The sequence below is a fragment of the Deltaproteobacteria bacterium PRO3 genome, from assembly GCA_030263375.1.
GTDB lineage: Bacteria > UBA10199 > UBA10199 > DSSB01 > DSSB01 > DSSB01.
On sequence record SZOV01000078.1, the window covers coordinates 1 to 15,154 of the forward strand.

A 15,154-nucleotide genomic window follows, 5' to 3' on the forward strand; every position below is an offset into this window, starting at 1 on the left:
TGAAGAATAATAAACCTTTTGACCCATTGCTTGCTTTTGCAGCTTGACTAGCAAGACGGTATCTCAGGCCGGGGGACAGGCCTCCGCCGAAAAGCCGATGTTATATAGGCCTTAAGGTGATCGGCTTTTCAGAGGGTCCCGCTTGGGACATATCGCCCCCGGCTAGGGGCTCGTGCAGGGAGAGAGGATACTTGATTATTTTCATGGGACGTCGCTGTTCCACTAGGCTCGTTTATACACTGCGTAGCAAATCATTCTTTGTTAAGAAGCAAATTGATTGGCAGTCGAACCCTTGCGTCGCGTCAGCAAATCATAAGTAGGGGTGGGAGAATTTTTTACAGGTACAAAAAAGAAATTTTCGCCGGTGGGGTATGTTCTTGGGTGGCGATTGGCACGAGCCCCCGGAGGTGAGGGCGGGATATGTCCTTAAGCGACCCTCAGAAAGATCGAACACCCTAAGGCCTATATAATTTCGATCTTTCTGCGGAGGGCGGCCCCCGGCCTGAGGGGGCCGCCCGTGTCGCGTAGGACATATCCCGCCCTCACCTCCGGGGCCGGCCGCGGCAAAACGCAAAAGTACGATCGGAGCGCCGGGCGATTCCGGCCGTAAAGCCACATCCAGACAGCCTTTCCCAGATATATCCGGAGGACCTAGACTGCGTCATAGTCCAGCCACGGTGCGTCAAAATCCCGGTTCCCGGACCGAAACGCGCATTATCTCTTGCTTTTCCAGACGGGATTGCTAATAGCAGGACGATCATTTCCAGGGCAAAAACCAGGCAAATAACGAGGATCGGGTCCTAGGCGTGGACCGGTGTAGACTATGGATCGAAATCTAGCTTTAGAGATGGTTCGTGTGACAGAGGCGGCGGCGCTCAGCTGCGCCCGGCTGATGGGGCGAGGCGACGCCAAGGCGGCGGATCAGGCCGCGGTCGATGCGATGCGAAAGGCCCTGAACGGCATGAACTTCGACGGCACCGTCGTGATCGGCGAGGGCGAGCGCGACGAGGCCCCCATGCTCTACATCGGCGAGAAGGTAGGCAAGGGAGGCGACGTCAAGGTTGACATCGCGCTGGACCCGCTCGAGGGCACCAACCTCTGCGCGACTGGTGGCCCCAACTCCATTTCGGTCATTGCGCTCGCCGAGCACGGCCACTTCCTTCACGCGCCCGACACCTACATGGACAAGATCGCGGTCGGGAAAGAAGGCTACGGCCTCATCGACCTCACCAAGTCGCCCACCTGGAACCTGCAACAATTGGCCCGCGCCAAAAAATGCCGCGTCGAGGACCTGACCGCCATCATCCTCGACCGCGACCGCCACAAAGAGCTCATCCGCGAGGTCCGCGAGGCCGGCGCCCGCATCAAGCTGATCGGCGACGGCGACGTCTCGGCAGCCATCTCGACCTGCGAGCCCGAGTCCGGCGTCGACATCCTCTTCGGCATCGGCGGCGCGCCCGAGGGCGTCTTGGCCGCGGCGGCGCTGCGCTGCCTGGGTGGCGATATCCAGGGCCGCCTCAAGCCGCGCAACCAGGAAGAGATCGACCGCGCCCGCCGCATGGGCATCGAAGACATTAACCGCGTCTTCAAGATCGACGAGCTCGCACACGGCGACGTCATGTTCGCCGCCACCGGCGTGACCAACGGCGATTACCTCAAGGGAGTGAGATTTTTCGGGGGAGGCGCCCATACCCACTCGTTGGTGATGCGCTCCCTGTCGCGGACCGTCCGCTACATCGAAGCGACCCACCACTTCGAAACCAAACCCAATTACGCATAAGGATTCGACTCCATGTCCCATGCCTCCGCCTCGATCGAGATTGAAGCCCCGATGAAGCAAGTCTTCGAAGTCATCAGCGACTTCGAGGCCTACCCCGAATTCCTGCCGGAGACCAAGAAGGTCGTCGTCGAGAAGAAGTCCGGCAAGTCCGCGCGGGTGACCTTCACCATCAACCTCATCAAGAAGATCACCTACACCCTCGACATCAAGCTCAACCCGCCCAGCGGCCTCTCCTGGAGCCTGGTCGAAGGCGACCTGATGAAGGCCAACAACGGGCACTGGAAGCTGCAAGAGGTCAAGAAGGGCGTCACCAAGGCCGTTTACGAGATCGACATGAACCTGGGCGCCATGGTGCCCAAGGCGATTTCCAACAAGTTGATCGGCACCAACTTGCCGACGATGATGAAGCAATTTAAAGAACGTGCCGAGGAAATGGCTTGAGTATGGCCGGCGACGACGAAAAATTTTTCGAGAAGAAGGGCGGCGGGATGACCGATGTCGCCCGCCGCATTCTCCTGACGGGCCTGGGCGCCATTTTCATGACCGAAGAAAGCATCCGCAAGGCCTTGGGCGACATGAAGATGCCCAAAGACGCCGTCGGCTACGTCCTGGACACGGTGCTCAAACAGAAGGACGAGCTGCTGGGTCTGGTCGCCTCCGAGCTCAGCAAGTTCTTCTCCAAGATCAAGGTGCACGAAGAAGTACAAAAGGCCCTCTCCGGCCTCCAATTGCACCTGGATGCGAAGCTGACTTTTGACCAGAAAAAAGCGCATCCCGTTTCCACCCCCAAAATCAGCATCAAAAAGACCCATTCCCCCGAGTGATTTGTACAAATCCAAAACGCTAATGATGAAAAAAATCGCCGGCTTGGCGATTTTTTGTAGCAACTTCCCCGCGGGCTTTGCGAAAAGCCAAATACTTTAAGAAATATTTTTTCACTCCTGAAGAGAAAAGTGGGGGCACTTCTTTCCTTCTTGAGTGACGCGAGTCCTGCCTTTTTCGAGGGCCTCCCGTCGCTTTTGGAAAAAAATCCTCACCATATCGTGCAGTGAAAATGGGCGCGGACCCTCCCGTGACGGCGGAGGTCGGCGCCGACGCGATATTGTTCTCGACTCAGAGAAGGGGCCTATGAGTCTTACAGAGCTGAAGGGGCTCGCCTCCGGCGAGGGGGCGCCTATTTCCGCCTCGGCGAGCGATACCGCCTTACGAAACCCGACCTCCGCCTATAGCCTGGCCTTGTTGCAGGCCTTGTTTGCCGCGGGGGGAAATCCCGAAGATGCCGGTCGTTTCTCGAAGCTCGCCGCGCAGGTTTCCGGCGGCCAAAAACTTCGCGGGGCCTTGGCGGACTTAAGCGACGCCGATCGCCGGCAGCTTGAGCGCCGGGTCGGCGCGGCGCCGCTCGAGGAGCTCCTCGCCCTTTCCGAAGAACAAGATCCCCAGTTTTTTTGGGCGGGCGCGCAGGCCCTCGCCCTTCGCCTCGGCCAATCCGGAAACTGGAACGCCGCCGGGGCCCTGTTCGCGACGATCGCCCAGGGCGGGGACGCGGTGCCCGCCGACATCCGAAGCAAGGCCCAAGCCGAATGGGACGCGATGCTCGGCAAGGGCCATACCGGGCGCCGCATGGAGTTTCTCCAGCGCCAATTCGTCAAGCAGGCCACCGATGCCAAGATGATCGCGCCGATGATCCTCGGCTCGGCGGTCTTCCAGCTCACCCGCACCGCGGCCTTGGGCCGCCTGGCCGCCACCGCGGAAGCCGGTTGGGCCACCCGCGGCTTCGGCGCGCGCTTCCTCTCCGGCATGGCCGGCTTCGCCGCGGAGGTGCCGACCTTCGCCCTGGGCAGCCGCGCCCTGATCTCCGCCACCGACGGTGGCGTCTCTTGGGACGGCGCCAGCGTGGGGCGCGATTTGCTGGGAGCCACCCTGACCCTCGGCGCCCTGAAGACCTTCGGCTACCTCGGCAACCAAGGATTCCTGAAGTTGCACGGCATCGGCGAGCTGCAGGCCGGCCAGCTGACCCGCTTTCAGCGTTTCACCCAAGTCGCGACCGCGCAGGGCGCGATGTTCGTCGGTATGCTCTCGGCCCACAAGCTGGAGGAAAAGGCCGGTCTGCGTCCCCATGTCGATGGGGCGACGGCGGTGACCGACACCCTCTCCACCATGTTGAGCCTCGGCGTCGGCAGCCACCTGGGCCACCGCGTCCTCGGGTCGCGATTCGCGGCCTTCCAGCGCGAGCTGGGGCTTCGAGCCCATCTTTACGGACAGGCCCTCGACGCCGCGCCGCGCAGCGGGAAGTCTTCGCCCCTGCAGGGGCTGATGGGCGGACCCGCCCTGGTCGTGGCCGGCCCCGGCAGGTTCCCCAACGGTTTCGCCATGGCCATGAGCGGAGAAGGGGAGGGCCCGCGCGGTCCCTTGGGACCCACGCACATGATGATGACCGGAGCTCTGGATGCCGCGGGCGGGCTGCCGCAGCCGTTCCTCTCCGGCCGCTACGTGGTGATCGGCAACCGCGGAGAGCCCGCGGTCCGCGCCATCGGCGAGGCGAAGAAGCTCGGGGCCGTTCCCGTCGTGTTCTACTCCGAGGCCGACGCCAATTCCCTGCACGCCAACATGGACGGCGTGATCGCCCTCCGTCTGAAGGGCAACACCTCCAACGAGACCTACAACAATATCCCGGCGCGGATGGAGGCCTTGGAGAAATTCATGGCCGAGCGCGGGCTCAAGCCGGAACACCTGGTCGCCTGGGAGGGTTGGGGCTTCAAGTCAGAAGACGCCGAGCTCTTCGCCCGTTACGAGCAGATGGGCCTGCGCGCCGCCGGCGCCGCTTCCCACATCATGGCGATGATGGGGAATAAAATTTCCGCGCGCGCCGTCGCCGGGCGGGCCGGCGTCCCCACCGTGCCGGGCAGCGACAAGTTGCAAAGCTACGACGAGGCCCTGGTCTTCGCCCGTCAAGTCGGCTTCCCGGTTATCATCAAGGGCGGCGATACCGGCGGTGGCAAGGGCATCCGCGTCGCCCTGACCGAGGCCGAGCTGCCGGGCGCCTACGAGGCGGCCAAGCGCGAGGCCTTCAGCACCTCGGGCAGCGACGTCGTTTTCATGGAAAAGTTCATCCCCTCGATGCGCCACCTCGAGGTCCAGGTGATCGGCGACGCGAAGGGGAATTTCCAGGTCGTGGGCGTCCGCGACTGCACCATGCAGCGCAACAAACAGAAGGTTTTGGAAGAGGACGTCAGCACCTTCCTCGATCCCGAGTTGCTGGGCCAAGCGAGGCAGATCGGCGCCAAGATCATGGCCCAACTGCGGACCGACGACCCGCGGGGCATCGGTTACGAGGGCCCCGGCACCATCGAGCTGATCTGGGACCGCTCGGACAACCGGCTCTACTTCATGGAGATGAACACCCGGCTGCAGGTCGAGCACACCGTCACCGAGATGGTCAGCGGCCAAAATCTCCTCCGGGAGCAGTTGCTGATCGGCTCCGGCCGCGAGCTGTCCTTCGACAAGGTTCGTCCCCAGGGGCACGCCATCGAGGCCCGCATCACCTCGGAGGACCCCTACAACAAGTTCGCCCCCAGCACCGGGAAGATCCTCCACATGAGGCTCCCCGAGACGCCGAAGGACGGCCGCGCCGTCGTCCGCATCGACAGCGGGGTCGAGGTCGGCCGCGAGATTCCCAGCTACTACGACTCGATGATCGCCAAGCTGAGCGTCCACGCGCCGACCCGCGCCGAGGCCGTCGCCGCCCTGCGGCAGGCCTTGGGCGAGTTCGAGATCCTGGGTATCAAGAGCAATATCCCCTTCCTGCGGGCCCTGACCGCCACGCCCGAATTCCGCGAGGGCCGCGATTACGACACCAATTTCATCGAGCGCAAATTCCTCAATTCCGAGGCGGGGAAGCCCGACTATCGCGACGCCGACGAGGCCCTCGTCGCCGCGGCCGTCCACACCTTTTTGAAAAATCCCAGCATCCACCAGAAGGTCGAGCTCAAATTCGGCGATCGCGAGCTGAAGGCCGAGGTCTACGAGACCGGTCCCGGACGCTTCCTGGTTCGGGCCGGCGACAGCTCGGTCGAAGTGGGGCTCACCCGCACCAGCGAACACCTCTTCACCCTGGAGGTGGACGGGCGCAAGGTGCGCACGCTGATCCACGGCGAGCCAGGCCGGCGCGAGGTCCTGATCGACGGCACTTCCTATGAAATCGGCATCGGCGGCGAAGGCGCGCTGGGCGCGGAGTTCGTCGTGAGCCCCGCCCCCGCGGCCGTGCTGAAGATCCTGAAGGGCGTCGGCGACACCGTCAAAGAGGGCGAGCCGATCCTCGTCACCGAGGCGATGAAGATGGAGACCACCCTGACCGCCGCCATGGACGGCAAGATCGAGGCCGTCTTCGTCAAGCCGGGGCAGCAGGTGGACAAGGGCAAGGCCCTGGTCAAGATTCAGGCCGAGGACGGCGTGAAATCCGCGGAAGGCAAGGGCGCCAAGGCGCCCGCCGGCTTCGAGCTGCCGCCCGCGGCCATGCAGGTCTTCGCCGAGAGCCCCTCTTATTCCGAGGCGCAAAGCCTCGAGGCCCTCACCTGGTTCAGCCGCTATTTCGAAGGCTATTCGGCGCCGCTCGAGACCCTCAGGACGATCCTCGGGAAGCTGGAGCCCGTCTCGGAAGACGGTTACCCCTACCGCCAGGCCGTTGAGATTTGGGCCCAGGGGCTGCTGCAGCGCTATCAGACGGTCGAATCGGTCTTCCAGCCGGCCTACCAGCGGCAATGGAGTTTCTTCCTCAAGACCGGCAAGGTCGAGGACGCCCGCTTCGAGGGCGTCCTGAAGAGCGCCCTGGCGCTCTATGGCGTCGATTCCCTCGAGCCCACGCCGGCGCGGGACGCGGCGGTCAAGCGCCTCTTCCAGAGCCACGAGCAATTGGAGGGCAAGCGCGCCTTGCTCGCCAAGGTGCTGGGCTGGGTGCCCAAGTACGAGATGAACTCCGTCCAAGCGGCCTTGCAGGGCGTCCAGCGCGTCTTCGCCGAGCAAGGGCAGAGCCCCTTCCTGGTGCAGGTCGAGACCACCTTGGCCCGGCTGCGCGAGAAGGGCGACGACCGCGAGTACACCGCGAGGCTGGAAGAAGAGTTCCGAGTGGCCGCGGCGGCCACCAGCGCGGGTCGCAGCACGGCCAACAAGCGCCGCGTGGATCGCACGGAAGTAATCTTGCCCTTCCTGCTCGGCAAGGCGGCCACTGCCGGCCCGAAAGAGGCGCAAATGGCCCTGGGCCTGATCCAACAGCGGCTCTATCGGCATTACTTCACGCCCGGCAAGCAGCAGGACTTCGTCCCCGACCGCGTCGTCGTGACCCGGATGGAGCCGAAGGGTGCGAGGGGCGCCAAGCCCCTGCTGGCGGTGCATCGCCGCTCCCTCGGTATCGAGGAGCTGGAAAAGGACTTGGACCAAAGCCTCAAGTCGCTTCGGGTCTTCCGCCGGAAGTCGGGCAACGGGGCCGAGGCCGTGGTTGAGATCGTCCTGCCCAGCCGCCCCGGACCCGAGGCCTTGGAGGCCGTGGCCGGCCTGGCCACCCGCAAGCTGGGCGGGCAGGGCGTGCAACGCCTGACGCTGGTCCTGCCCGACGCCGAGGGCGGCGATCCGGATTATCGCACCTACGAGGCCAACGCCGCCGGGGTCTATTCCGAAAACAAATTGCTGCGCGACATCCACCCGCTGCACGCCCAGACCATTGGCCTCTCGCGTTGGACCCCGAACTTCGACCTGGAGCGCCAGGACTTCGACCTCTTCCATAACGTTCACGCCTATCGCGCCACCCAGAAAGGCTTGTCCGCCGGGGACCCGAAGGCCGACCGGCGCCACTTCGTGATCGGCGAGCACTCCGGGCGGCTGAGCTATCAGCGCTTCGACGGCGATTTGGTGCGCAACCAATTGCTGAACGACTTCCGCATGATCCGATCGGGATCGGGCGAGGCGCTCTCCAAGGAGAGCCGCCTGATCTGGCAGTGGCTGCCCTACGCGCTCCGGGAGAGCGGCGTCCTCGCAAAAGACTTTGATCCCTTCAACGTCGGGGTGCTGTCCGCCTCGCCGGCCGAGATGATCCAAAAATTCCAGCTGGACGAGGCGAAGCTCGCCAAGGCCGCGACCGTCTACGACAAGAAGGCCTATTCCGTCCCCGAGGCGGAGCGGCTGGCCGGAAACACCGCCCTGGTGATGCGGCGGCTCCAGGAAAGCCACGTCGTCGACGGAGAGGCGCGGAAGCTGCCGGCGCTGGCCAACCTCTTTTTCCGTCAGCCCATCGAGCTCTCGGACGAGGAAATCACGCTCCTGGCCTTCCGCCTGACCCCGCAGTTCATGGGCCAGCAGCTGGAGAAGACGGTCCTGCACTTCCAGCGCCGCGCCCCGGGCGGCGCCGTCGAGAGCTACATCGCCGAGATCAAGATCCCTCGCGGTTCCCGCTTCGAGGTGAACATCAAGCCCGCGATCGAGGCGCCCCCGCACGCGGTCAAGAGCCCGCTCGAACACAAGCGGGTGCAGCAGCAGGGCCGCGGCAAGCTCTACGTCTACGACCGGGTCGCCTTGTTCCAGGACGTCCTCAAGGACTTTTACCCGCAGGGCAACATTCCGGAAGAGGCCGTTCAGATCCGCGAGCTGATCCTCGACAAATCTGGGACCTTGAAACCCGTCGTCCGCGAGCCCGGCGCCAACGACGTCGGCAAGGTCGCCTTCCATGTCACGCTCAAGCTGCCCGCGGGCGAGGGCGGCACCGAGACGGTGACGCGCGAGTTCGCCGTGATCGCCGACGATTTCACCTTCCAGGCCGGCTCTCAGGGCACCAAGGAAGGCGAGATCTATCGAGCCCTCAGCCGATATGCCGAGGCTCACGGCATTCCCAAGTTGTATTTGGCCGAGACCAGCGGCGCCCGCCTCGGCCTGGCCGAGGAGGTCACGCCCTTCATCCAGCGCGACGCCGCCAAGGGACTGAACTACGTCCTCGCCGAGGATCTCGCCAAGCCTGCGGGCAAGAAAAAGCTGCCGCTCTCCGAATTGATCGTCGTGGGCGAGCCCTACGAGGCCGTCGTCCAACGAGAAGGAAACGAAGTCACGGAAACGCGGCACCCCGTCGTCGCCATCCTGGGCGAGGGCGAGATCAATACCGAGAGCCTCAACGCGAGCGGCAAGACCGGCGAGTCCGAGTCGCGGGCGCGCAGCGTCGTCCCGACCTTCACCATCGCGATGGGGACCGTCATCGGCATCGGGACCTACGACACCAAGCTCTCCGAGCGGGTGATCATGGTCGCGGATTCCTTCCTGGGCCTGACCGGCCGGAAGGCGATCAATCAGACCTTCGGCACCAATCTGAAGGACGAGCTGGAGGTCGCCGGGCCCGAGATCATGAAGGAGAACGGCGTCGCCTACAAGGTGGTGCCGGGCGAGCGGGACGCGATCAAGGCCTTCCTCCAGTGGATGTCCTATCTCCCCGCCAAAAAGGGCGAGGAAGCCCCGCGCCTCGAGGTCGGCGACCCCCTCGACCGGGATATCACGCCGGGCCTGCTGTCCGGCGACAACCCCGTGATCAAGGGCAAGGGCCAGCCCTACGACACCCGGCGCTTCGACGCCGCGCTCTTCGACCAGGGCAGCGTTTTTTACGTCCGCGAGGGCTACGGTCGTGCGGTCAACACCGGCTACGCGCGCCTGGGCGGACGGCCGGTCGGCCTTATCACCATGCAGCTCCAGCCTGAACAGATCCCCGGCGGCGAGCAAATCTTCGGCGGCGCGCTGGACGCGGCGGCCTCCTTCAAGGCGGCTCAGCACATCGACAACCTCAACCTCGAGGGCCTGCCCCTGGTGTTCAACGCGAGCATCTCGGGCTTCATGCCCCGACCCGAAGACCACCTCCGGGGCGTCGTCCCCGGCGGCGCAAAGATCCTGGATTCGCTACGCGCCTTTGGACACCCCGCGTTGATCTATGTCCCGCCCTTCGGCCAGCTCTGGGGCGGCGCCTGGGTCGTCGTCGACAAGAACATCAACCCCAATATCGTGATGGCCGCCGACCACACGGCCGCGATGGGCATCCTGGGCTCGGCGGGGGCGATCTCCGTGCCGAAGAACGAGCGGGCCATGGAGCAAGACTTGCTGCGAGATCCGGAATTGGCCGCCCTGCGCGCGAGGCTGCAAGCCGCGAGCGGGCGGGAGCGCGAGGCGATCGCCGTCGCCTACCGCCAGGCTGTCGACGCCCTGCGCACCGAGCATTACCTGCCGAAGTGGCGCGGCATCCTCGACGCGCAAAACACCGCCGAGCGCGCCCATCGCAAGGGCAGCATCCACGAGATCATTCGCGACACCTCCCGCACCCGCGGCGAGCTTTACCGTATGCTGGAGACCAAGACCGAGGAGCTACGGCGGGCCCGCGCCGAGGACGCGCGCCGGCAGTCCGAGCGGCAGCAGGTCGCGGGCGTCCTCACCTTGATGGGCATCCCGCACGAGTTCGGCGAGGACGGCCGAGTCGGCATCAAGACCGACGGGGTCGAGGTCACGATCCCCTCCGAGGCACTGCTGCGCGGGTTGGGAGACTTCCTGCAGGGGCAAAGGCTTTCGGCCTTCCGTGCCGTTTTGGAGGCGAATCTCGCCGGCGGCAAGAACAAGGGCGGCTCCGAACCAAAATAGATTTCTTCACACCAGATAAGGGCACTTATGAGCAAGACACTCCACCTCGCACTCAACGCTTCCTCCACTCCCCAGCACTTGGCGGGCGCCTCCGCCTCGACGCAAGATGCCTTCGGCCTGCAGATGCTGCAGTCCTTTTTTCCGCAGACGGAAGCCGCCGAAGCCCCGGCGGTCTTGCTCAAACTGGCCTCCCAAGTCCAGGCCGGGAAGTCCTTGCAGGAAGCGGTCTCGGGGCTGGGGGGCGACGAACGGACGGCCCTGCAGAAGAAGGTGGGCCAGGCCCGCGTGGCGGAGATCCTGAGCCTCGTCGGGGAGAAAGACTCCCAATTTTTCTGGGAAGGCGTGCACGGGATGGCGCTTAAGGCCCGCGCCGAGAACCAACTATTTCCCGCCGGCAACCTGTTCACGGCCATCGTCCAGGCGGGCGAGGCGGCCCCGGCCGAGGCCCGGGAGAAGGCCCAGGCCGAGCTCGACGCCATCGCGGGCAAGGGGCACACCGGCCGGCGCATGGAATTCCTCACCCAGCAATTCGTCCACCAAGCCACCGACGCGAAGATGATCGCGCCGATGATCCTGGGCTCGGCGGTCTTTCAGCTCACCCGCACGGCGGCCTTGGGGCGCCTCGCCGCGACGACGGAGGCGAGCTGGTTCACGCGCGGCTTCGGCGCCCGCTTGACGGCGGGGGCGGCGGGTTTCGTCGTCGAGGCGCCGACTTTCGCCTTGGGTAGCAAGGCCCTGATGTCCTTGGCCGGAGAAGGTACCCCTTGGGACGCGGCCAATGTGGGCAAGGAGCTTGCCGCGGCCAGCATCACCCTGGGGGCCCTCAAGACCTTCGGTTTCCTCGGTAACCAAGGCTTCCTCAAATTCCACGGTATCGGCGAACTGCAGATGGGCCAACTCACCCGCATGCAGCGCGCCAGCCAGTTCGCCTTCGCGCAGGGCGCGATGTTCACCGGCATGATGGCGGGCCACAAGCTGGAGGAGAGGATAGGGCTGCGTCCCCACGTGGAGGGCGCGACGGCCGTCGTCGATACGCTTTCCTCGATGGTCAGCCTGGGCGTGGGCGGTCATCTCGGTCACAAGGTATTGGGCAAGCGCTTCGCCGCCTTCCAGCAGGAGATCGGCATCCGCGCCAACATCTACGGCAAGGCCCTCGACTCGGCCCCGCGCAGCGGCGACAAGAGCCCGGTGCAGTGGCTGGGCAGCGTCCTGCAGGGTCCTCGCCTCGCGACTGCGGGCGCGCCGATGGCCGCGATGGCCTCGCGGCCCGAGGCCGAGGGCAAGCGCGACCATGTCTTGATGATGGAGGGTCGCGAGGATGGCGGCGGTCTGCCGCCTTCCTCGGGAGGGCGTCCCCTCGGCGGGGGCGAAGCGGGCTTCGCCCGGACCTGGTTGGAGCTGGCGCACGAGAAGGGCGCGATGCACATCAAGGTCCCCGAGAGCTTGCTGCCTCAGGCGAAGGGCCTCTGGGAGAAGCGTCCCGCCGAGCTCGGCGAGAAGCCGGTGGAGGTCTTGGGCGCCTTCCTTAAACTGGTCGCCGACGCGAAGGGCTCCAAGGAGTTGGGCGAATCGGGCCGCCTGGATCTGCTGGGCGAGGCCCTCACCCAATTCGAGCTGAAGGCCCTGAAGGGGAACGATATCCATGCCGTCACCCGCGGTCTGTCCAACCAGGCCGAGCTCCTGCGCAGCTATTACGAGAGCAAGGCGGAGCTTTTCCAAGCCGGCCGCTCGGACCGCGGACAACCGGGCCGCTCCGCCCTCTTCGAGGCGGCGGCGACGGGGCGGGCCGGGCTCTTCGCCCAGTTCGGCGGGCAGGCCAACACCTATTTCGGCGAGCTGCGCTTCCTCTACCAGACCTATCCTCAAGTGAGGCCCTTGGTCGAGGCCGCCGCCAAGGCGCTGCAAGCCCAGGCCGAGACGCCGGAGGCCCGCGCCCAGGGCTTCCACAGCGAAGGCCTGGACATCCTGAAATGGATCCAAAAGCCCGAGGCGGCGCCCGGCGACAAGTACCTGGCCAGCTCCGCCGTCAGCCAGCCCCTCATCGGCCTGACGCAGTTGGCGCATTACTTCGTCGCGATGCAGGTGACGGGCAGGAGCCCGGCCGAGATGCGCCAGCTCTTCAAGGGCGCCACCGGGCACAGCCAAGGCGTTATGGCCTCGGTGGTCCTGGCCTCCTCGGGGACCGAGGCCGAATTCTTCGGCAACACCGAAAAAATGGTGAAGTACCTGCTTTGGCAGGGCATCCGCATGCAGCAGGTCTCCCCCGAGACCACGCTCAACCCGGATATCGTGCGCGAGTCGGTGGCCGCCGGCGACGGCGTGCCGACGCAGATGCTCAATTTCCTCAAGCTGAGCCCCGAGACCGTCGAGAAATACATCAAGAAGGTCAACGCCGCGCTCCCCGAGAGCCGCCGCGTCCACGTCTCGCTGGTCAACAGCCCCCGCGCCGTCGTCGTCTCGGGCCATCCCGAGGGGCTGCACCGCCTGTTACAAGCGGTCCGCAAGGATGCCGCCAAGCCGGGCGAAGACCAGGGCCGCGTGCCGCACTCCAAGCGCAAGTTGGAGTTTACCGCCCAGTACTTCCCGGTCTCGGCGGAATTCCACTCGCCCTACATGTCCCGCGTGCCGGCCATGCTCCGCGACGACATGCGCCGCATCGGCGTCGACTTCAAGGCCGAGGACCTGGCGATCCCGGTGTACAACACCTACCACGGCGAGGACCTGCGCAAGAGCGAAGACCTGCTCACCGACCTGATCCTGCAGCAGAGCGTCCTGCCCGTGCATTGGGAACGGGCCACCGCCGAGGCGCACGGCGACAAGGGGATCTCCCATGTCTTGGACTTCGGACCCGGCGAATCCGTCGGGATCGGCGCGATCACCGCGCGAAACAAGGAGGGCACCGGGGTGCAGGTCGTCCTCGCCGGCGCCCTGCAGGGCGATCGCGGGCTGGGCGACAAGTCGAGCCTCTTCGACGCGGACCCCAAATCCGTCCGTTTCGCCCCGCATTGGGAGCGCGACTTCGGGCCCAAGCTGGTGCGTCTGGCCGACGGCAGCCTGATGGTCGACACCCGTTTCACCCGCCTCTTGGGCAAGCCGCCCGTGATGGTGGCGGGCATGACCCCGACCACCGCCAACGAGCAGCTCGTCGCCGCCTTTACCAAGGCCGGCTTCCACGGCGAACTGGCCGGCGGCGGGCAGCACACCGAGGCCTATTTCCGCGACCGAGTCGCCAAGATCATGGCGGAGATCCCGGCGGGCGAGGGGATCACCACGAATTTACTCTTCCTCAACGCCTACCTCTGGGGCTTCCAATATCCCTTGGTCGAGGTGATGCGCCAGGAAGGCAAGCCGATGGACGGCGTCACCATCGCCGCCGGCGTGCCCACCCTCGAGACCGCCAACGAGGTCTTGGCCTCGCTGCGCCAGAGCGGCATCCAACACGTCTCCTTCAAGCCGGGCAACATCGCCTCGATCAAACAGGTGATCGAGATCGCCAAGGCCAATCCGGAGAGCCAGATCCTCCTCCAGTGGACCGGCGGTCGCGGCGGCGGCCACCACAGCTACGAGGACATGCACGAGCCGATCTTGCAGACCTATGCGGCGATGCGCCGCCTGCCCAACCTGACCCTGGTGGCGGGCAGCGGCTTCGGCGATGCGAAGGATGCCATGCCCTACATGACCGGCGAGTGGAGCCGCGAATTCGGCATGCCCGCCATGCCCTTCGACGCCGTCCTGGTCGCCTCGCGCGTGATGGCCTCGCAGGAGGCCTCGACCTCGCCGGAGGCGAAGGAGCTGATCGCCCAGGCCCCCGGCATCCCCAACGAGAAGGCCTGGGAGGGCAGCTACGAAGGCCCGGTGGGCGGCGTGCGCACCGTCGTCTCCGAGCTGGGCGAGCCCATCCACAAGCTCGACACCCGAGGCGTGGCCCTCTGGGCCAAGTACGACGCGAAATATTTCAACAAAGCGCCGGCGGAGGCCGAGGCGGCGATCCTGGCCGACAAGGCCACGATCATCGCGGAGCTGAACCGGGACTACCAAAAGGTCTACTTCGGCAAGAAGGCCGACGGCCGGGTCGCGGACCTGGAAGAAATGACCTACATGGAAGTCGCCCGCCGCATGGTCGAACTGATGCACGTGCCCGGCGGCGAGGGCGGGCGCTGGATCGACGTCACCTTCCGCGACCGGGTCTACGACTTCCTGGTCCGCACCGAGGAGCGCTTCCACCGCTCCGGCGACTCGACGGCCTTCGTCCAATCGCCCAAGCAGCTGGAGGCCGATCCGGTCGCCTTCCTCCAGGAGTTCTTCGCGCGCTACCCGAAGGCCCAGGAGCGCCTGATCGCCTCCGAAGACGTGGACTACTTCCTCAACCTCGCGAAGCGTCCAGGAAAACCCGTTAATTTTATACCAGTTATCGATAAAGACCTAAAAATATGGTTTAAGAAGGACTCCCTCTGGCAGTCCGAGGATTTGGCGGCCGTGCCGGGTAACGACGTCCAGCGCGTCGCCATCCTTCAAGGCCCCGTGGCCGTCCGCTATACGACGAAGGCCAACGAGCCGATCGGCGAGATCCTGGGCGGCATCAATGACGGGATGATCGAGGTCTTGAAGGCCCGCTACCCCAACCTCGAGGCCATCCCCCAGGTGGAATACCTGGGCGGGCCCAAGATCGAAAAGATCGGCGGCCGGGACCTGCCCGGCGTCGAGATCCGTGTCCATCCCTCCGAG

5 protein-coding genes are annotated in these 15,154 nt (G+C 65.2%); all 5 read left to right on the top strand.

All coding sequences use genetic code 11. The features are described 5' to 3' along the window. Positions 1-823 precede the first annotated feature (823 nt). Positions 824-1,780: a class II fructose-bisphosphatase gene (glpX, locus tag FBR05_11615; protein ID MDL1872832.1), complete on the top strand. Its 957-nt coding sequence runs from the start codon at positions 824-826 to the stop codon at positions 1,778-1,780. 12 nt (positions 1,781-1,792) lie between these two features. Continuing rightward, positions 1,793-2,221 carry an SRPBCC family protein gene (locus tag FBR05_11620; GenBank protein MDL1872833.1) on the top strand — a complete coding sequence of 143 codons (429 nt, stop codon included), beginning with the start codon at positions 1,793-1,795 and terminating at the stop codon, positions 2,219-2,221. Continuing rightward, positions 2,218-2,604 (top strand): hypothetical protein, encoded by a 387-nt coding sequence (locus FBR05_11625; protein MDL1872834.1) that lies wholly within the window; start codon positions 2,218-2,220, stop codon positions 2,602-2,604. Before FBR05_11620 ends, FBR05_11625 begins: the two co-directional genes overlap by 4 nt. A 304-nt stretch (positions 2,605-2,908) precedes the next feature. Further along, positions 2,909-10,429 carry a hypothetical protein gene (locus tag FBR05_11630; GenBank protein MDL1872835.1) on the top strand — a complete coding sequence of 2,507 codons (7,521 nt, stop codon included), beginning with the start codon at positions 2,909-2,911 and terminating at the stop codon, positions 10,427-10,429. Between the two features lie 27 nt (positions 10,430-10,456). Further along, positions 10,457-15,154: DUF1729 domain-containing protein (locus FBR05_11635; protein MDL1872836.1), on the top strand; the 4,698-nt coding region annotated here is incomplete at its 3' end.